The sequence below is a fragment of the Nonomuraea sp. KM90 genome (assembly GCF_052246675.1).
GTDB lineage: Bacteria > Actinomycetota > Actinomycetes > Streptosporangiales > Streptosporangiaceae > Nonomuraea.
Genome location: NZ_JBQQCB010000171.1, coordinates 1 through 18,637 on the forward strand (window position 1 = coordinate 1; position 18,637 = coordinate 18,637).

The window sequence follows — 18,637 nt, forward strand, 5'->3', positions numbered from 1 at the left end:
ATCGATTCGATGAGGTCGCCGGGGCGGAGTCCGGCCTGTTGGGCGGCGCCGCCGTGCACGGTGGTGATGAACAGCGGGGGCAGGGCGGCTTCGGGGTTGCCGGTTGCCTGCCGGCTGGTGAGGTTGGTGTGCAGGCCCAGGCCGTAGCCGTCGCCGTCGTAGTGGTCGGGTGGTTGTTCGATGTGGTGGGTCCAGGAGGCGTGGTTGTCGCCGAGGGCGGCCACGATGGCGTCCAGGGTGGTGACGGCGAGTTTGGTGTGCAGGTGGGGGACCTGGTCGGTGATCTTTCGGTAGGTGGTTTCGAAGGCGGTCCAGTCGGTGGTGCGGTTGCCGGTCAGTGCCGGCATGGTGGCTCCCGGCAGGTCGTGGCCGTGGCGGTTGAGTTCCTGGGTCAGGGCGGCGAATCCGGCGATGAGCAGGGCGCGGGCGTCCAGTGTGGCGCCGCTGTAGTGGTTGCCGAGGATGCAGAAGTAGGCCTGTTCGATCACGTCGATCGTGGTGGCCGTCTGGGCTGCGGGGGGTCCCTGGGGCGGCGCGCAGACCGTAGCGGCCGCCGGGCTGGCCTGGCTGCGGGGTGGCGTCGGGGCCGTGCAGGCCGCGGCCAGGAGGAGGGCGAGCCCGGCGGCGGCGATCCTGACGGCGATCCTGGCGGCGGTGATCCTGGCGGCGATCCTGAGGGTGGTCATGACAGGCGCCTGCGGATCCACCAGAAGGACAACCAGGTGAGGCCGAGGGTGAGCAGGGCGTAGAGCCCGGTCTCGATCCACTGGAAGGGCCAGAACCGGTCGAGGGGATGGTAGGTGGCCTGCTGCCGGTAACCGAGCCGGTTGATCTCGGCCATGCACCCGTCCATGCGCTGTGCTCCCTGCGGTCCGCAGGGACCCGACGTCGCGGAAACCGGGATGGCGGCTTCCTCGTTGCCGCCGGCCACCGCGCGCCCGGACGGGTCGAGGAGCTCGGTCGACAGGAGCCAGGCGCCGGTGTCGCCGGGAACGACCGGCGACAGCATGATCTGCGCGGGTCCGCTGCCGTTCGGCGGTATGCCGAGGTGCTCCACGTTCCCCTTGCCGAGCTCGAAGGTCGCGGTCACCGGAGTGCTCAGGTGCGGCCGGACCAACAGCGGCATGGCGAGCTGGATCGCGGCGAAGACGGCCAGGGTGAGGGCCATGGCGGGCAGGGTGCGGCGCACCAGCATGCCCACGGTCACGCCCAGGACGAAGGCGAAGGCCGCGTACCCCATGGGGGCGATGCCGCGCGCGCCGAACACCAGCGGCGCCATCAGGCCGAAGCCCGCGGCGGCTGACTTGTCCAGCGGGTCGGACCACCAGGTCACCGCCAGGCCGCACAGCCCGGCGGCGGCCACGGCGGTCAGACCCATCAGCCCGAGCTTGACCGCCAGCCAGCGGCCTCGGGTGACGCTCTGGTTCCACACCAGCAGGTGCGTGCTCGCCTCCAGCTCGCGGGTGATCAACGGCGCTCCCCAGAACAGCCCGGCGAGAGCGGGCAGGAGCAGCACGACGAGGCTGACGGCCATGAACGGGGTCTGGTACTCGTCGAAGAAGCGGTCGTAGAAGCGGTCGCAGGTGTTGTCCGGGGCGCAGTCGGCGATCCCGGCGGAGTAGTCGGTGGCCAGGCCCGGGCCGGTCAGCGCCAGCACAGCGGTGAGGACGACGAGGACGGCGGCCATCATCGCGGCCGAGCCGCGGAACTGGCGCCAGGTCAGCCAGATCATCCCCGCACCTCCAGGGCGACCCGCCGGTTGTCGGCGGTGCGCTGCTCCATGTAGGCCAGCACGAGGTCCTCCAGGTTGAGCTGGGTGACCGTCCAGGCGGGGTCGTGGATCGGGCCGTCGGTGCGGATGACGTATGTGCTCTGCCGGTCGGTGTGCCGGGCGGAGATGACGTGCTGGTCGGCGGGCAGCCGGTCGGGATCGCGGCGGGGGCCGGTGAGCCGGTGATGGGTGGCCAGCAGCCGGTCCACCTCCCCGGCCACCCGCACGCGGGAGTCGACCAGGACGATCAGGTAGTCGCAGACCCGTTCCAGATCGGAGACCAGGTGGGAGGAGAGCAGCACGCTCAGCTCGTGCTCGACGGTGGCCTCCATCAGGTGCTGCAGGAACTCCCGGCGGGCCAGCGGGTCGAGCGAGGCGACCGGCTCGTCCAGGATCAGTAACTCGGGCCGCTTGGCCAGACCCAGGGTGAGGGCGAGCTGGGCGCGCTGGCCGCCGGACAGCTTGCCCGCCCGGTGCGCGGGATCGAGCCCGAGCCGGGCGATGCGTTCGCGCGCCATCACGCTGTCCCAGCGGGGGTTGAGCCGCGCGCCCAGCCGCAGGTGCTCGGCGACGCTCAGGCCCGCGTACACGGGGGTGTCCTGGGCGACGAAGCCGACCCTGGCCAGCTGCGCCGGGCCGGCGGCGGGCCGGCCGCCGAGCACGGTGATGCCACCCGCGGTCGGCTCCAGCTGGCCGCCGGCCAGCTTCAGCAGCGTGGTCTTGCCCGCTCCGTTGGGCCCCACCAGCCCCACGACGTGGCCTTGCGGGATGTCGATGGTGCACTCGCGCAGCGCCCAGCGCTTGCCGTACTTCTTGCCCAGCTGCTGGGCCTGCAGGACAGCGGTCACGCTATGTCCTCCTGTGCGGTGGTGCGAAAGGTGGTCAGGAACAGGGCCTCGATGCTCTCCTCGTCGAGGCCGGCCCGGCGGGCCTTGGCCAGCCAGCGCTGCAGCTCCAGCCGCAGCGGGCCGTGCGCGGCCAGCGAGGTGCCGGTGAGCGTCGCCGTCACGAACGTGCCCACCCCCGGCCGGGCGGCGGCCAGGCCCCCGTGCTCGAGCTCGCGGTAGGCCTTGAGCACGGTGTTGGCGTTGATCGCCAGATGCGCCACGACCTCCTTGACCGTCGGCAACTGGTCGCCCTCGCGCAGCAGGCCGAGGCGCAGCGCATGCCGTACCTGCTGGACCAGCTGCAGGTAGGGCGAGAGGCCGGACTTCGCATCCAGATGGAACTCGATCACCGATGACTCCATTTATCTAGCTTCCTAGTACTTTAGATCGTCCCATGTATGGCGCCGGTTAAGAAGCTCCCGGCGGGAACTCCGATGGCGGCCCGCGCGCGGCGAAAAATGACACAAATACGATTCGCCGTCGAGAAAGTCATGCACTTCACGTCCGTAGGGTGAAAGAACTCGCAGGTGATCGTGGACGGGGCAGGATCGGCATGCTGGGGGAGGACACGCCGTACCCGATGCTGGTGACGGACGCCTCAGGCATCATCGAGCAGGCGAACGGGGCCGCCCGGTCGCTGCTCCACCGCGCGGCCGGTGACACGTCGCCGGCGTGGCTCGCACAGGGCCGGCGCGGGCCGGCTCGCGGGCCGATCGGCGAGCGGGTGTTCGAGGCGCATCCCGTGTACGCGGACGCCGGACGCGTCACCTGGTGGCTGGTCGACGTCACCGGACAGCAGCGGGCCATGGAGGCGCTGCGGGTCGAGCGGGACTCCGCCGTCTCCATGGTGGAGGTCGCCACCGAGCTGCTGTCCTCACTCAACCTCGACCGCTGCCTGGAGGCGACCGCGCGCCTGGCCGTGCGGCATCTCGCCGACGCCGCATGGGTCGTCATGCCGGTGGGGAGCCGCCGGTACCAGGTCACCTGCTGCGATTCGGGCGGCGAGGCCGTACACACGAGCCTGAACGTCGACCCGCGGACACTGCCGGGGCTCGTCGAGGCGCTGCAGGGGATCCCGCCGAGGCCGCCCCGCTGGATCGAGCCCGCGCAGGCCCCCGGCTGGGTGGTGCGTGACCGGGCCGGCGGGGTCGGCTCCGTGGTGGTGATCGCGCTCCCCGGATACGGGTTGCCCGTGGGCGCGCTCGTCCTGTCGCGCCGCTCGGCCGCCGGCTTCTCCCCGCGCGAGGAGGTGTTCGCGCGCCTGTTCGCCGGGCGGGCGGGCACCGCGATCTCGATCGCCCGCGTGTACGCCGAGCAGGCGGCCGTCGCCGAGACGCTGATGGCCGACCTGCTGCCGCCGGTGACGCCGCACCTGGACGGCGCCGAGGTGGCGGCCCGCTACCGGGCGGCGGGCGACAGCGCGCTGGTCGGCGGGGACTTCTACGACGTGCATCCCGCAGTCGGCTCGGGCCGCGAATCCCTGGTGGTGCTGGGTGACGTCTCCGGCAAGGGGCTGGAGGCCGCCGTGATCACCGGCAAGATCCGCAACACGCTGCGCGCCCTGCTGCCGCTGGCCGACGACCACCAGCGCGTGCTCGAACAGCTCAACGCCGTCCTGCTCGCCGGTGACGGCCTGCGCTTCGTCACCCTGGTGCTGGCCGCGGTCGAACGCCGAGGCACGCGGCTCGCGCTGCGGCTGACCAGCGCCGGGCACCCGCCGCCGATGATCGTGCGCAACGACGGCCGGGTGGACGTCGCCCGTACCGAGGGGACCCTGATCGGCATCCTGGAGCAGGTCAGCAGCGTCACCGAGACGGTGCTCCTGCGGCCGGGAGAGATGTGCCTGCTCTACAGCGACGGCGTCATCGAGGCCAGGGGCGGGCCGCTCGGCGACGAGATGTTCGGCGACGAGCGGCTGCGGGAGGAGCTGCGGCAGTGCGCCGGCATGCCGCCGGACGCCCTGGCGGAGCGCGTGCAGATGCTCGCGTCGCAGTGGGCGGGCGAGGGGGAGCAGGACGACATCGCGATCGTCGCCATCGGGGCGCCGCGCGAGGCTCCCGCGGCCGGAGGGCGGCCGGTGTGAAGCACGACATCGAGCGGTACGTCGGAGCGCTGGAGGAGGCGGCGACAGCCGGCGACGAGTACACCGCCATCGACACGGCGCGGGCCGCGCTCGACGCCGGCGTCCCGGCGGAGACCGTGCTCCTCGACGTCGTCGCCGCCGCGCAGGCCCGCATCGGCCAGGACTGGGCGGCCAACCGCCTCACGGTCGCCCAGGAACACACGGCCACCGCCGTCAACGAGCGCGTCCTCACCGTCGTGGCCCACCATCCGGTCGCACGGGACCACCGTTCCGAGCCGTCCAAGGGGCGGATCACCGTGGCGTGCGTGGCCGGCGAGTGGCACACGTTCCCCGCCTGGCTGCTGACCGAGGTGCTGCGGCTGCGCGGCTGGCGGGTCGACTACCTGGGCGCCCACGTGCCCACCGCGCACCTGATCGTGCACCTGCACCGGACGGCCCCCGATGTGGTCGGGCTGTCCAACTCGATCGCCACCCGCCTGCCCGCCGCGCACGCGGCGATCATCGCCTGCCAGGCGGCGGGCACGCCCGTGCTCGCCGGCGGCGCCGCCTTCGGCCCCGACGGCCGTTACGCCCAGCTGCTCGGAGCCGACGCCTGGGCACCCGACGCCCGCACCGCCGCCGACCTCCTCGACGGGCCGCTGCCGCACCGGCCCACGTCCGGGCTGAGCGCCGGCGGTCCGGCCCACCTGGCCGGCCACGAGTACAGCCAGCTCACCGCCCGCGCTCCGGACCTGGTCAGAAGCGTCATGGAAGAGCTGGGCCGGCACATCCCGGAGGGGCAGCCGGGACACACCGCCGAAGACGTCGCCTACATCGTCGACTTCCTCAGGACCGCCGCGTACGTGGACGACCCTGACCTGTTCACCACCTTCATCGGCTGGATGGCGCAGCTGCTCAGGTCGCGCGGCGTACCGGAGCGCGTGCTGGCCGCCGCCCTGGACGCGATGGACGCCCACCTCACCGACCTGCCGCAGGCCCGCGCCACCCTGACGCGGACCCGGGCGACGCTCCGCCCGCCCGGTTAGTGGGTCGGGGACGTCAGCCCGTGACGGGCCACGACGTCGTCGAGCCAGCCGGGGTCGCCGTCGGTGAGGCTGTACCTCGTCGCGAGTTCGGTGAATCCGGGCGTCTCGTGAAGGCCGGCGCCGGCGGTTCGTGCGGCTGTGGAGCTTGAAGACCGCCCCGAAGCCCCCGATGGCGACCGACTCCCCGCCCCCGGGACGGACCACCCTGACGGTCGGCGTGTTGCCGAGGTTCATGACGTCCTGCCCTTCTCCGGCTGGTTCTGCGGTGGGGCGGGGCATCCGCTGATGAGCGGCAGCCACAGCACGAACTTCGCCCCGCGCGGCGAGTCCCCGACCGTGAGGGTGCCGTGGTGGGCGTGCGCGATGTCGCGGGAGATGGCCAGGCCGAGCCCGCTGCCCCCGGGGTCGCGGCGGCGGCCGTCGTCGAGGCGGACGAACCGTTCGAAGATGCGTTCGCGGTGGGCGGGCGGGACGCCGGGCCCGTCGTCGGCCACGGCGACCACGACCCCCTCGTCGGCCGGCGCGACGCTGACCTCGACAGATGATTCGGCGTGCCGCTGAGCGTTGGACAGGAGGTTGTCCAGCACGCGGATCAGCTGCATGCGGGAGCCGCGGATCTCCAGCCCGGCGGGCGCGTGGACGGCGATCGGCACGCTCCCGGGCTGCGCGCGAACCTCCGCGGTGACGAGTTCGCCGAGATCGATCTTCTCCGGGGGCAGCGGATCGCTGGCCCGGAGGCGGGCGAGCAGCAGCAGGTCGTTGACGATCTCCTCCAGCCGCCCGGCGGTGACCAGCGCGCTCTGCAGCGCGTCCCGCGCGTCCACGTCGTCGGGGTAGAGCAGGGCCTCCTCCAGCTGCGTGCGCAGCCCGGCGATCGGGGTGCGCAGCTCGTGGCTGGTCGTGGAGGCGAACTGGCGGAGCTGCTCCACCGCGCCCTCGAGCTGGCTGAGGGTCTGGTTGGCGGTGGTGGCGAGCCGGGCGATCTCGTCGTTGCCCTGCGGTTCGGGCACGCGCATGCTGAGGTCGCTCACCGTGATCTGCGACATCCTGGCCCTGATCGCCTCGACGGGGCCCAGCGCGCGCCCCACCAGCACCCATGCGGTCCATGCCGCAATGCCGGTGATCAGGGCGATCCCGGCCGCGATGGCGTATTCGAGGCGGTGGGTGGCCAGCAGGTCCGGTTCCGGGGTGCCGGCGTAGACGACACTCGCGTTCTCGTCCGGGGTCAGGCGGATGGCCTGCAGCAGGATGCATCGGTTGTTGGGCGGGCACTCGGTGTGCGGCTGGAAACGGGCGTCGGGCGGTGGCCGGAGCCGGCTGAGCGGGACCGTCGAGGAGGCTTCCCGGCTGGAGTTCGTGACCCGGTGGTGCACGTCCACGACCTGGATGAGGTCGACGGGCGGGTTGGCCGGGATCGGGTGCGGCACCAGGCCGCTGCGGGCCACCGGGCTCCACTGGCTCGCCACCCGTTCTGCCAGGCGGAAGGAGTCGGACTGGACCCGGTAGCGGATCGCGAGGTCAAGGGTCGCGCCTAGCACCACCAGCACACTCATTGCGAACAGAGCCGCGATGAGTGTGCACCGACCTCGGACGGAACGCGGGCGTGGAAGGAGTGACATGTCATCTCCGTACGGACAGAAGTTGTCGAACCGATGTATGCGCCACCACGTCAGCCACTCGCCTCCACCAGCCGCTCGGCCACGGTGTCGAGCAGTTCCCGCCAGGACTTGGCGAACCTGCCGACGCCCTCGTCCTCGAGCACCTGGAACGTTCCGGCCAGGTCGACACCCGCCCACGCGAGCCGGTCGAAGACCTCCCGCGCGTGTGCTGCGGTGCCGGTGATCGTGTCGCCCGTGATGAGCGCGTGGTCGGCGACGGCGAGGAGGGTCGGCTCGGGCATCGTGCTGACGGTGCCCGCGCCGACGAGCTCCTCGACGTAACGGGTGTCGCGGTAGCGAGGGTCCTTGACGCTGGTGGACGCCCACAGCGGGCGCTGCGGGTGGGCGCCCGCGGCGGCCAGCGCGCGCCACCGCTCGGTGGCGAAGACCTCCTCGAACACGCCGTAGGCGATGCGGGCGCTGGCGATCGCGGCCTGGCCGCGCAGCGCTCCGGCCGCGCCGGTGCCGATGGCGTCGAGCCGCCGGTCGACCTCGGTGTCCACCCTGGAGACGAAGAACGAGGCCACCGAAGAGATGTGGCCGAGATGAAGGCGATGGGCCCTGGCCTGTTCGAGGCCGGTGAGGAAGGCGTCGGCCACGGCTCGGTACCGCTCGGGCGAGAAGACCAGCGTGACGTTGACGCTGATGCCCTCGGCCAGCGCCGCGGTGATGGCCGGCAGCCCTTCCCGGGTCGCCGGGATCTTCACGAAGACGTTGGGCCGGTCCACGGCCTGCCACAGCTGCCGCGCCTCGGTCACCGTCCCCTCGGTGTCCCGGGCCAGGCGGGGGTCCACCTCGATGGACACCCGGCCGTCCCGGCCGTCCGTCGCGTCGTGGACGCCACGGAGGAGGTCGGCGGCCGCGCGCACGTCCGCGGTGGTCAGCTCACGGACGGCGGTGTCCGGGTCGGCGCCGGCGTCGGCCAGCCGGCGCAGGTGCTTGTCGTAGCCGTCGCCGCTCGACAGCGCGGTGGCGAAGATCGTCGGGTTCGTGGTGACCCCGACGACGTGGTGGTCGCGGATGAGCCTGGCGAGACCGCCCGAGTTCAGCCGTTCCCTCGACAGGTCGTCCAGCCAGATGGACACCCCGGCCGCGGCCAGCTGGGCAAGTCGGTCATTACCGCTCATAACTCTTTTCCTTCCCCTTTGGCGACACCAGCTCTCGTCTGGTGCCGGATACGCTGTTTCGTTACAGTCAATGCTTGTAACGAAACCACCGAATACGGGCATTCCCCCTTGTGTTACAGTTACTTGCTGTAACGTATCTCGAGGTGGAGGCGGTCATGGACGCGCAACGGGCGAGCTCCGGCGGCCGGCCGCGTGACACGGGCATCGACGAGGCCATCATCCTGGCCACCCGTAAGCGGCTCGTACGCGACGGCTACTCCCGGATGACGATCGGCGACATCGTCGCCGACGCCAAGGTGACCCGGCCCACGCTCTACCGCCGCTGGAAGAACAAGTTCGACCTGGTCGTCGACGCACTCGACTACGGCTTCCGCAAGCAGCGCGACATGTACACCGTCGACCTGTCCGGGCTGGCGCCTCGCGAGGCCCTCGTCGAGGCCGTCCGGCGACTCGACCCGGCCTGCTACAACCCCGACGCCATGGTGCTGATGGGCAACTTCGCCGGGGAGCTGCCCCGCACTCCGGAGCTGCTCGAGATCCTGCGCACGCACGCCGTCGAGCCCCGGCTCGCGCTGATGGAGGAGGTGCTGCGGCAGTTGCGGGACCGTCAGGTGCTCCACGCCGGCATCGACGTCCGGATGATCGCGATGATGTGCTTCGGCAGCTACTTCGCCGCGTTCTACGCGGGGGAGCCGAGGGAGGAGATCCCCGAACGTGTCGTGGACGTGCTGTGGCCGGCCATGGCACGTGCGTGAACCCGTAGATCGGGCGGCGCGGGCAGGCGCGCGCTCGGGTGCTCGGTGAAATTGACCTCTTGTCACGGGCTGGCTCTCGAATAATGATGTGAGCAATCGGAAATTTGTCAAAGGCTCCTCATATGTCGAGGGGCGTGCGGCAGCGTCTCTGAACCCTTCCGTCCCACGTCAACCCCCATGCGGCGGGTCAACGGCGGCCCGCAGCAGGCTTCTGCCGGTCACGTATCTCGGAGGTTCCCTGGTCATGCCTGCCCTCCTTCTGCCATCGCGGCGGCTTCGCCGGGCCTTACTCGCGGCGCTCGCCGCCGTCGCGCTGGCCCTGTTCCCGGCCGCCCAGGCGTGGGCGGCCGCGCCGGTCCCGGGCGGCGTGCCGCCCCGGCCGCCGGCCCCCGTGGCGCCCGACCCGTCGCTCCAGGCACACCCGCTGGCGGCCGCACCCGGACCGCTGGACAACCCGCTCAAGGGCTTCGCCCGCTTCTACTGGCCCGGGGCCGACCAGAACACCGGCTACCCGCACTCCCTCACGTGGAGCTATTTCGGCCTGTCAGAGCTGATGACCGACCCGGCCGACTGCTCGAAGTACAACTGGTCGATCCTCGACAGCGCGCTGAACGAGATCGCGTCGTACGGGAACCAGGCCGCCGTGCGGTTCTACCTGGAGTACCCCGGCGGCTCCGGGAGCCACCCGGCCAACGCCATCCCGCGCTGCTTCGACGGGCACGTCACGTACCGGACCAACACCTACTGGGGCACCACCAGCCCGGACTACGACAGCCCGTACCTGCTCGACGCGCTGGGCGACTTCATCGCGGCCTTCGGCGCCCGGTACGACGGCGACCCGCGCATCGGGTTCATCCACCTGGGCCTGATCGGGCTGTGGGGCGAGTGGCACACCTGGCCGTTCGACACCGACACCAGCGGCGACACCCACCCGAACTTCATGCCGACCGACGCGCACGCCGCGCAGATCCTCCAGGCGTACGACAACGCGTTCAACCGAACCAAGCTGGAGATGCGCTACCCCGATTCGGCGGCCGGCGCGGGGACGAGCCGGGACATCGGCTACCACGACGACTCCTTCTGTTACAAGGAAGGCTCCCCGCTGGCCGGCGTCACGCTGCCGCAGTCGCTCGGCGGGGCCGGTTACGCCCAGCTCGAACGGGCCCTCAGCCACGGCGCCGAGAACAAGTGGATCATCGCTTCGATGGGCGGCGAGGTCCGGCCCGAAATCCAGTCCTCGGCGTTCGCGTCCTGGCCCGGCGGCTCCGGGCAGGTCGACAACATGAAGGCGTGCATCGAGCTGGAGCACACCACCTGGAAAATCAACGAACAGAGCCAGAGCTACGCGGCCGGCGACCCGAACGTCGCGGCGGCCGTCCGCCTCATGGGGTACGACCTCACCGTCGACAACGCGTACTTCAAGGACACCGCGAGCGGCACCACGAACGTGGGCGTACGGATCAGGAACAACGGCGTGGCACCGTTCTACTACCCGTGGACGGTCACCCTCGGCCTCAAGAACAGCGCCGGGACCGTGGTCAGGACCTTCGACACGTCCTGGGACCTCCGCACGGTCATGCCGCTCAAGATCCGCGCGTTCCCCGACTGGGGTGTGGGCTCGGACCCGACCTATCTGGACTACGGCCACCCGCAGTACTTCCAGGCCGGCGTCAACCTCTCCGGCGTCCCCAACGGTGGCTACCAGTGGGTCCTCCGGGTGAAGAACCCGCTGGAGACCGTTTCCTCGAACGCCAAGAAGCTCCGCTTCGCCAACGCCACCCAGGGCGCCGACGGCTGGCTCGGCCTCGGCCCGGTCACCGTCGGCAGCGGCGGCGGCCAGGACACCACGGCGCCGACCACGCCCACCGGGCTGACCTCCCCGTCACGCACCGCGAGCTCGGTCACCCTGTCCTGGACGGCGGCCACGGACGACGTCGGCGTGGCCGGATACCGCATCCACCGCGGCGCCACCCAGGTCGGGACCTCGGCGACGACCTCCTTCACCGAGACCGGGCTGAACCCCGCGACCTCCTACACCTACACCGTCAGGGCGTACGACGCCGCGGGAAACACCTCCGCCGCGTCGGCGCCCGTCACCGTCGTCACCCTTCCGGCGACGTCCGCGGGCCTGGTCGTGGACGACTTCGACGGCAACCCGGCGTACCCGTCCGCCGCCCGCAACGACCTCCGCAGGTGGACCGGCGGCAACTGCTTCCTCAACGGCGGCGGCTCCGGCGCCGTGTCCGGCGGGGCGCTCAGCCTGCGGTACGACAACTGCGGCTGGTTCGGCAGCGACGTGTACACCGACCTGTCCGCGTACACCCATCTCGTCGTCCGGATCAAGGGCGCGGCAGGGGGCGAGCAGGCCCACTTCCACCTCGGCCTCGGCGGGGTGACCAAGGCGTTCGGCGACTTCACGCTCGACGGCGGCGGCCGTCCGGCCATCACCACCGCGTACAAGGACATCAGGCTTCCGATGTCCGCGAACGGGATCAACCGCGCGTCCCCCGGACAGCTCGCGATGGGCTTCTGGTACGGCGGCAACAGCACCGTCACCATCGACTCACTCACCTTCGAGTGACCCACCGGGAGGCCGGGATCGGGCTGCCGCTCCCGGCCTTCCGGCCGCCCCGACCGTCTCAGCGGGGCGGCGCACCGTTCGCGGCGACGCGCTGCCCGGCCCCGCCCCGGCCTCGCTCGCCACCGCCGCCCTGCTCTTCGTCGCGGCGGCGAGTCGTCCTGCGGCGCACGTCCTGCGGTGCTTGCTCTGCGGTGCTTGCTCTGCGGTGCTTGCTCTGCGGTGCTTGCTCTGCGGTGCTTGCTCTGCGGTGCTTGCTCTGCGGTGCTTGCTCTGCGGCGCGTGCCCTCCCAGGCGGAAGGGCAGACGGGAAGGCACGCGCCGGTCAGGCGGCGTGCCTGCCCAGGTCGCGCAGCTGGCCGGGGGTCAGCGCGGAGACGTTCTGGTCGATGGGGGAGTCGGTGTACTGGTGGATGGTCCAGGACTTCCAGTCGGCGGGCGGGGTGAGCGCGCCCTTGGCCCGGCTGTAGTGGGCGACCCACAGGGGATATTCGGCCAGGCCCTTGCCGTACGTGTCGGCGAAGTTCCAGCCGCTGTAGAACATCGGGGTGATCCCGGTCCTGGCCTTCACGTGTGACAGCCACGCCTTGGCCCACGCGTTCACCTGGGCGACGGACCTGTCGTCGGTCGTCTCCAGGTCCAGGACCAGCAGGTCGCCGGCCTTGGCGGGCTGGGCGTTCACCACGGACAGGAAGTGCTCGGCCTCGGCGATGGGGTCGTTGCCGGGGTGCCCGAAGTGGTACGCGCCGCGCACGATGCCCTTGTCGCCCAGCTCACGCCAGTGCCGGGCGAACGAGGCGTCGCGGAAGCCGGTGCCCTCGGTGGCCTTGATGATGCCGAACTGGGCGGGGCTGGCGGCCCAGTCGTACTGGGGCTCGTAGTTGGAGATGTCCAGGCCGTACGTGAGCTGCTGGGTCCTGTGCTGGGTCGCCTGCACGGTGGTGCCGTGACCGGTGGGCGAGGCGAGCACCGTACCGGTCGCGCCGGTGACGGCGGTGGTCGCGGCCAGGATCACGCCTCCGACGGCCAGCGCGAAGAGCTCGGCGGGGCGGCGGTTCCTGACGATCGCGGCAAGCTGAGGCTTGAGCATGGGGATGTCGACTCCTTCTTCCATGCCGCCTACCGGGTTAGCTGACGGGTTCGGGACTGGAAGTCGCCCCTACGGGCGCGGCTCGGGCCGGCGTCCGATTCACCCCGAAGAGTGGATCCCCGGCTCCGCGGGGTCGCGGATTCGGCGGGCGCGGCGGACCGCGCCCAGTAAAGGTACAGATCTCCCTAAAGTGGGAGCAAGTATGGCAAAGCGAAGCCCCATGTTCGTCGGCGGGAACGAGCCCGAAAAGCCGCGCCGGCAAGGGCTTCCGGGGCTGGGTAAAGTTTCCGGCGCCGCCCTGGTCGCCGGTCCGGAACGGCTGTGACTTGTGATACTCGTGATGCGACCTCTTTTGCCCTCCTAAACCCCGTCCACCATGCTGCTTGGGTAAAGAATTGTGTCGCGATCGCCTATGTCACAGGGGATCCTGTTGCCTTTCCCAGGGCCCGGCTTGCATCTTTCTATGCGATTCGCTTACCTTTGAGGACTCAAGGCGTACGACCTGCCGACAAGCACTTGTCGCGTGACGCCGTTCATTTGTCGAGACCGCGTCTCACCAGCACGGACGTGCAGGGATGTGTGACGCGGCCCGCCGAATCCGTGAATGCAGCGGAACCGGGGACCCACCTTTTTTCGGGGTGAATCGGCGCGCTCTGATCCGAGCGCTCCGTAGGGCACTTCCACGCCCGAACCCGTCAGCTAACCCGGTAGGCGGCATGGAAGCGAGGAGCAATCCAAGTAATGGCCAAGTACACCCTTTCCCGTGCCCTGAAGCCCGCGAGCCTCACCCGGTTCGCCGTCGGGGCGGCCGTGGCGGCGGGTGCCGTTCTCGCCGCCGGTCCGGCCTTCGCCGCCGACGACTCCCAGGCGCAGAAGTCCGCGGGTCAGGTGTCCGCGCAGTCGGTGCTGAAGGTCGCCGAGTCGCAGATCGGCGTGGCCGAGAACGCCGCGGGCGGTGGCACCCCGTTCCACAGCTGGTACATGTCCTCGCCCCGGGCGCAGGAGACCATCACCCGTGACGGCGGGAGTGTGCGGGCCTACGCCAACGCTCCGTGGTGCGCCATGTTCGTCTCCTGGGTCGGCGAGAAGGCCGGCGTCCGCCCCAGCATGGGCTGGGACGCCTACACCGTCACCTATGCCAAGTGGTTCCAGACCAACCAGCACTGGGGCACGACCGCCAAGCCCGGCGCCGTCGTCTTCTTCGACTGGAACGGCAAGAGCACCACGGGCATCGACCACGTGGGCCTGGTCAAGCAGGACAACGGCAACGGCACGATCACCACGATCGAGGGCAACACCGGCAACGGCAAGGTCGAGCAGCGCATCCGGCCCAAGTCCCAGGTCGTCGGCTACGGCTACCCCCAGTACAAGGCCTGATCCCAGGCAGGCCGCACGCTCCTTGCCAGGTGCGATGGTCAAGGGACAACGGGTGGCGCAGGAGAGATCCTGCGCCACCCGTTGTGTTCGCTCCGGGAGAGCGGGCTACGCGTGCTGCCGATACCAGTCGAGCGTCGCGGCCACGCCCGCCGGGTGCGGGGTGACGTCGACCGGTCCGAACGCCTTCCGGAAGGCCGAGTCGTCGGAGACGAACGGCCGGTCCCGCTGGTACCAGGTCTCCCCGAACTCGCGGACCATGGGGTGGAACAGCCCGACGAGGCGCTGCATCCCCCGCCCGAGCCCGGCGCTCTTCGGCGTGCCGCCGGCCGCGGCCCACACGAGGTCGAGGAAGGCGCGGCCGGTGATGGGCTCGGCGGCGGGCAGGTGCCAGGCGCGCCCGTCCGCCTCGGCGCGCTCGCCGAGGGTGACCAGCCCGGCGGCGGTGTCGGGCAGGTAGGCGATGGTGTGCGGCTGGTCGAGGTCGCCGACCCAGCGGGCGGTCTTGCCGGCCAGGGCGGCGGCGAAGACGGTCGGGCCGATGACGGTGTTGACGCCTCCGGGGCCGTAGTAGTCGGAGGCCCGTCCGAGGGTGGCGCGGATGCGCCCGGCCCGGTGGGCGTCGAGGATCAGGTCGTCGACCTCGATGCGGGCGCGGCCTTTGGGATTGGTGGCGGCGTACGGCAGGTCTTCGGTCATGGGGCCGGTCACGGGGCCGTAGACGTACAGGTTGTCGGCCATGACCAGCTTCGCACCGGCGGCCTCCACCCCGGCGAGGACCGTCCTGGTGAAATCGGGGAACTCCGCGGCCCAGCTTGCGTAGTTCGGTTGCGCGCACTGGTACACCACGGCGGCACCCTGGCAGGCGGCGATGGCGCCCTCGGTGGTGGTGACGTCGGCCCGCAGCTCGTGGGGGCCGGGGTTCGCGCTCCGGCTGACGGCGCGGACCCGGCGGCCCCGGGCGGTGAGCTCGGCGACGACGGCCGAGCCGATCGCGCCGGTCGCGCCAAGGACGACATGCAGGTCGGACATGGTGCTGGTCCCTTCCGAAGGGGTTTCAAACCGTTGTTATATAACAACGTTATGATAAGCTGGCCACTATGGCAAGACCGAGAAAGCGCGACCACCAGGAGCTTCGCCACGAGCTCGTCGACGCCGCCGGCCGGCTCCTGGCCTCCGAGGGCCCGGCCGCGCTGACCACCCGCCGCGTCGCACAGCAGGCAGGCGTGTCCACCATGGCCGTCTACCAGCTCTTCGGCGACAAGGCGGGCCTCGTCCGCGAGATGTTCCTGGCCGGCTTCGAGCGTCTGGCCCAGGCGTTCGAAGCCGTGCCCCGCACCGAGGACCCGGTCGCCGACCTCCTCGCGCTCGGCCACGCCTACCGCGCCAACGCCCTGGCCAACCCCCACCTCTACGAGCTCATGTTCGGCCGGCCGATCCCCGGGTTCCAGCCCGACGCCGAGGCCGCCGCCCGGATCCAGCCCACCTTCGACACCCTCATCGCCGCCGTCGCCCGCTGCGTGCGGGAAGGCGCCTTCGCCCCCGCCGAGCCCCACGACCTCGCCGTCCGGCTCAACGCCCTGGCGCACGGGCTGTGCAGCCTCGACCTGCGCGGCGCCCTCGGCGACCCCGACGAGTCCCTCCGTCACTGGACCGACGCCTTCGCCACCATGGTGCGCGGCCTCCGCGAGCGGTAGGGCAGACTCCTACCCGTGGACGCGACGGTACGGAAGATCATCGATGACCTGAACGAGACCGCGGCCCGGCACGACGCCGCCCAGCAGGACAGGCTGGACCGGTGGCGGGTGCTGGAGCCCGACGCCGGGGAGTTCCTCTGGTTCCTGGCCCAGAGCATCGACGCGCGCGACATCGTGGAGATCGGCACCTCCCGCGGCGTGTCCACGCTGTGGCTGGCCGACGCGGCCCGCTCCGCAGGCGGTCACGTCCTCAGCCTCGACACCGACGCCGAGGCGCAGGCCCACGCCCGGCGCACGACTGCCGAGGCGGGCCTGGCCGACCACGTGGAGTTCCGGGTCGCCGACGGCGGCGCCGTCCTCGCGGACCTGCCCGACGGGGCGGTGGACCTGCTCTTCCTCGACGCCGAACGCCCCGAGTACCCGTCCTGGTGGCCCCATCCGTATCGCGTCCTGCGCCGGGGCGGCATCCTCGTGGCCGACAACGCCCTGTCCCACCCCGAGGAGATCGCCCCCCTGCACGACCTGCTCCGGCAGGAGCCCGGCCTGACGGTCACCACGATCAACGTCGGCAAGGGCGAACTGGTCGCGCTACGACGCTGAGGGGCGCCGCGTACGTCCGCCCGCGCGTCAGAGGGCCAGCGCGGTCATGAAGGCCATGCTGGCCGCCATTCCGGCCGAGCACGCGTTCTGGCTGAGCGTCCTGCGGTCCGGGCTCCGCCCGGGGAGAAGGTGGATGAGCCGGGCGCAGGTCCAGGCCACTCCGATGACCAGGGCCACCGCGGTCAGCGCTCCGCCCCCGTGGGAGTGCGCCGGTGAGGAGGTGCCGGCGGGCGTGGGGTCGTCGAACGCCGTCAGCACCAGGAGGAGGGACATGACCACGAAGTCCTGGATGTGGTGACCGGTTTCCGCGCGGCGCGAGGGTGAGCCGCAGAGCCAGCCGGCGGTCAGCAGGGCGAGCACCCCGGCGGGGAGGAACAGGCCGCCCAGGTGCCCGAGCGCCATGCCGAGCGCCATGACGACGTGCGGCCATCTCCTGGCGGGCCGGGCGAAGGGCAGCAGCGCCGGGGCCAGGGCCAGGGCGCAGCCGACCGATATCCCCACCGTGTGGAGGATGGCGTGCATCAGGAGGTCTCGCCCAAGAGGTAAGCGCGGGTGTCCATGATGCACTCCTTGCCGTCGTCGCGTGATTACACCCCTCTGGACAGGACAGGTCGGCGAGCTGTGACAGGAATGCGCTCCCCGGGTGACCCCGACGCGTCCGAGAAGGGCCACCGCGAACGTGGCGGCGGCCCTCCTCGTGCTCGGTGGCTTCCTGAGGTTCAGCGGTTGACGGCGCAGGCGTCCCGGTTGAGGGAGAACCGGCTCGGCAGGGACGCGTCGCCCGTGTGGCGGGCGAGGTAGCCCATGGTGACGCTGCCGCCGGGGGCGATGGCGCCGTTGTGGGTGGCGTTGACGGCGGTGATCATGTCACCGCTCTGGGTGAGGTCGGTGTTCCAGTCCGAGATGACGCTCTGCCCCCGGGCGAGGGGGAACCTCAGCGTCCAGCCGTTGATCGGCGTGCTGCCGGTGTTGGTGACGGTGAGGTCGACGGTCATCCCGCCACCCCAGGTCTGCGTGGTGTACGCGATCCGGCAGGTCGGCTTGGCGTGTTCGAACGTGATGCGGTGCAGGCCGCCGGGAAGGTCGTTGACGACGTAGAGCTCGCCCTCCGGCGTGGCGCCGAACGCGGTGACCTGCGTGGGCGTCTGGCCGATCTCGGCCTGGTCGTAGCCGCCGGCGCCGTTCGCGCGCAGCGCCCACACGGTGGAGTAGCAGTAGTCGGTGGCGATGTAGGTGCCGCCGACCAGGTGGGCGAACTGCTCGCCGTGGTACACCTGCCCGCCGATGACCGCGCAGCCGCCGGTGTGCGGGGAGTAGGTGAAGACCGGCTTGGTGTACGCGGCGCCGGAGCGGCACTGGGCCTGGTCGAACACCTCGAGCCCTTCGTAGCAGGACCAGCCGAGGTTCGCGCCGGCCTGCCGCCCGGCCGGGATGTGGTTGATCTCCTCCCACCTGCCCTGCCCGACGTCGGCGATCCACAGCGAGCCGTCCGCGGGGTCGACGGAGAAGCGCCAGGGGTTGCGCCCGCCGTACATCCAGATCTCTTCCCGGGCGCCCGCCACGCCGACGAACGGGTTGTCCTCCGGTACGCAGTAGGCCAGGTCGCCGCAGCTCCGGCTCACGTCCACGCGCAGGATCTTGCCCAGCAGGGTGTCCAGGCGCTGCCCGCTGTCGAGGGGGTCCCCGGCGCCGCCGCCGTTGACGATGCTCATGTACAGGTTGCCGTCGGTGCCGAAGGTGATCTGGCCGCCGTTGTGGTTGTCGAACTCGGCGTGCTCCTGGGAGAGCAGCGGTTCGAGGCGGGCCTCGTCCAGCCGGTACCGGGCCAGGGTCACCGCGCCGTCCGGCAGCGCGGTGTAGGCGAGGTACAGGTCCTGGCTCTCGGCGAAGTCGGGCGCGAGGGTCATGCCGAGCAGCCCTCGCTCGTTGCCGGATTCGTCCACCGACGCGGTGATGTCGATGATCGGGGTCTGCCCGAGGCCGGTGTCCGGG

16 protein-coding genes, 1 pseudogene and 2 riboswitches are annotated in these 18,637 nt (G+C 71.2%); of the genes and pseudogenes, 7 read left to right on the forward strand and 10 right to left on the reverse strand.

Going from position 1 to position 18,637, the window contains the following annotated elements; translation table 11 throughout:
- From ACTWPW_RS57885 to ACTWPW_RS57900, 4 genes and pseudogenes are all read right to left on the reverse strand, one after another.
- Positions 1–686: pseudogene (locus ACTWPW_RS57885) on the reverse strand (S41 family peptidase); the annotation flags it as partial.
- Positions 683–1,732 (reverse strand): ABC transporter permease, encoded by a 1,050-nt coding sequence (locus tag ACTWPW_RS57890; RefSeq protein WP_443174094.1) that lies wholly within the window; start codon positions 1,730–1,732, stop codon positions 683–685. The pseudogene ACTWPW_RS57885 and the gene ACTWPW_RS57890, both read right to left, overlap by 4 nt.
- A complete protein-coding gene (locus ACTWPW_RS57895) occupies positions 1,729–2,619 on the reverse strand; it encodes an ABC transporter ATP-binding protein (protein ID WP_375115972.1) in 891 nt (296 codons plus the stop codon). The genes ACTWPW_RS57890 and ACTWPW_RS57895 overlap by 4 nt, the downstream gene beginning before the upstream one ends.
- Complete coding sequence (locus ACTWPW_RS57900) at positions 2,616–3,008, reverse strand: GntR family transcriptional regulator (RefSeq protein WP_443174095.1); 393 nt, start codon at positions 3,006–3,008, stop codon at positions 2,616–2,618. The genes ACTWPW_RS57895 and ACTWPW_RS57900 overlap by 4 nt, the downstream gene beginning before the upstream one ends.
- A 161-nt stretch (positions 3,009–3,169) precedes the next feature.
- On the opposite strand from ACTWPW_RS57900, the gene ACTWPW_RS57905 reads away from it, so the two are divergent.
- Both ACTWPW_RS57905 and ACTWPW_RS57910 read left to right on the forward strand, forming a co-directional pair.
- Positions 3,170–4,741 (forward strand): PP2C family protein-serine/threonine phosphatase, encoded by a 1,572-nt coding sequence (locus ACTWPW_RS57905; protein WP_443174096.1) that lies wholly within the window; start codon positions 3,170–3,172, stop codon positions 4,739–4,741.
- On the forward strand, positions 4,738–5,766 hold the full coding sequence (locus ACTWPW_RS57910; RefSeq protein ID WP_443174097.1) for a cobalamin B12-binding domain-containing protein: 1,029 nt from the start codon (positions 4,738–4,740) through the stop codon (positions 5,764–5,766). The genes ACTWPW_RS57905 and ACTWPW_RS57910 overlap by 4 nt, the downstream gene beginning before the upstream one ends.
- A 230-nt stretch (positions 5,767–5,996) precedes the next feature.
- Here ACTWPW_RS57910 and ACTWPW_RS57915 read toward each other — a convergent pair whose 3' ends face one another.
- Positions 5,997–7,307, reverse strand: a complete 1,311-nt coding sequence (locus tag ACTWPW_RS57915; protein WP_443174098.1) for a sensor histidine kinase — start codon at positions 7,305–7,307, stop codon at positions 5,997–5,999.
- Positions 7,308–7,435: 128 nt separating this feature from the next.
- Positions 7,436–8,551, reverse strand: coding sequence for a transaldolase (tal, locus tag ACTWPW_RS57920; RefSeq protein ID WP_375115976.1), 1,116 nt, complete (start codon positions 8,549–8,551; stop codon positions 7,436–7,438).
- Between the two features lie 155 nt (positions 8,552–8,706).
- Between tal and ACTWPW_RS57925 the strand changes: the two genes are divergently transcribed.
- Both ACTWPW_RS57925 and ACTWPW_RS57930 read left to right on the forward strand, forming a co-directional pair.
- The gene (locus ACTWPW_RS57925) at positions 8,707–9,306 is read left to right on the forward strand and encodes a TetR/AcrR family transcriptional regulator (protein WP_443174099.1); all 600 of its coding nucleotides are present in this window, start codon (positions 8,707–8,709) and stop codon (positions 9,304–9,306) included.
- A gap of 244 nt (positions 9,307–9,550) precedes the next feature.
- Positions 9,551–11,887: a fibronectin type III domain-containing protein gene (locus ACTWPW_RS57930; protein ID WP_443174100.1), complete on the forward strand. Its 2,337-nt coding sequence runs from the start codon at positions 9,551–9,553 to the stop codon at positions 11,885–11,887.
- Positions 11,888–12,209: 322 nt separating this feature from the next.
- Here the strand turns inward: ACTWPW_RS57930 and ACTWPW_RS57935 are convergent, their stop codons facing one another.
- Positions 12,210–12,974 (reverse strand): glycoside hydrolase family 25 protein, encoded by a 765-nt coding sequence (locus ACTWPW_RS57935; protein ID WP_375115979.1) that lies wholly within the window; start codon positions 12,972–12,974, stop codon positions 12,210–12,212.
- A gap of 12 nt (positions 12,975–12,986) precedes the next feature.
- A riboswitch (cyclic di-AMP (ydaO/yuaA leader) is annotated at positions 12,987–13,131 on the reverse strand.
- A gap of 423 nt (positions 13,132–13,554) precedes the next feature.
- Positions 13,555–13,703, forward strand: a riboswitch (cyclic di-AMP (ydaO/yuaA leader).
- A 12-nt stretch (positions 13,704–13,715) separates the two neighbouring features.
- Here ACTWPW_RS57935 and ACTWPW_RS57940 point away from each other — a divergent pair.
- Positions 13,716–14,351: a CHAP domain-containing protein gene (locus tag ACTWPW_RS57940; RefSeq protein WP_375115980.1), complete on the forward strand. Its 636-nt coding sequence runs from the start codon at positions 13,716–13,718 to the stop codon at positions 14,349–14,351.
- A 105-nt stretch (positions 14,352–14,456) separates the two neighbouring features.
- On the opposite strand, the gene ACTWPW_RS57945 is transcribed toward ACTWPW_RS57940, so the two are convergent.
- Positions 14,457–15,380 carry an NAD-dependent epimerase/dehydratase family protein gene (locus ACTWPW_RS57945; protein ID WP_443174101.1) on the reverse strand — a complete coding sequence of 308 codons (924 nt, stop codon included), beginning with the start codon at positions 15,378–15,380 and terminating at the stop codon, positions 14,457–14,459.
- 68 nt (positions 15,381–15,448) lie between these two features.
- Between ACTWPW_RS57945 and ACTWPW_RS57950 the strand changes: the two genes are divergently transcribed.
- Both ACTWPW_RS57950 and ACTWPW_RS57955 read left to right on the forward strand, forming a co-directional pair.
- Positions 15,449–16,045 carry a TetR/AcrR family transcriptional regulator gene (locus ACTWPW_RS57950; protein ID WP_375115982.1) on the forward strand — a complete coding sequence of 199 codons (597 nt, stop codon included), beginning with the start codon at positions 15,449–15,451 and terminating at the stop codon, positions 16,043–16,045.
- A 15-nt stretch (positions 16,046–16,060) separates the two neighbouring features.
- Positions 16,061–16,645, forward strand: coding sequence for an O-methyltransferase (locus ACTWPW_RS57955; RefSeq protein ID WP_375115983.1), 585 nt, complete (start codon positions 16,061–16,063; stop codon positions 16,643–16,645).
- A gap of 27 nt (positions 16,646–16,672) precedes the next feature.
- Here ACTWPW_RS57955 and ACTWPW_RS57960 read toward each other — a convergent pair whose 3' ends face one another.
- Together ACTWPW_RS57960 and ACTWPW_RS57965 are read right to left on the reverse strand one after the other, a co-directional pair.
- A complete protein-coding gene (locus ACTWPW_RS57960) occupies positions 16,673–17,146 on the reverse strand; it encodes a hypothetical protein (protein ID WP_375115984.1) in 474 nt (157 codons plus the stop codon).
- 218 nt (positions 17,147–17,364) lie between these two features.
- The coding region (locus ACTWPW_RS57965; RefSeq protein ID WP_443174102.1) for a PQQ-dependent sugar dehydrogenase at positions 17,365–18,637 on the reverse strand (1,273 nt) is incomplete at its 5' end.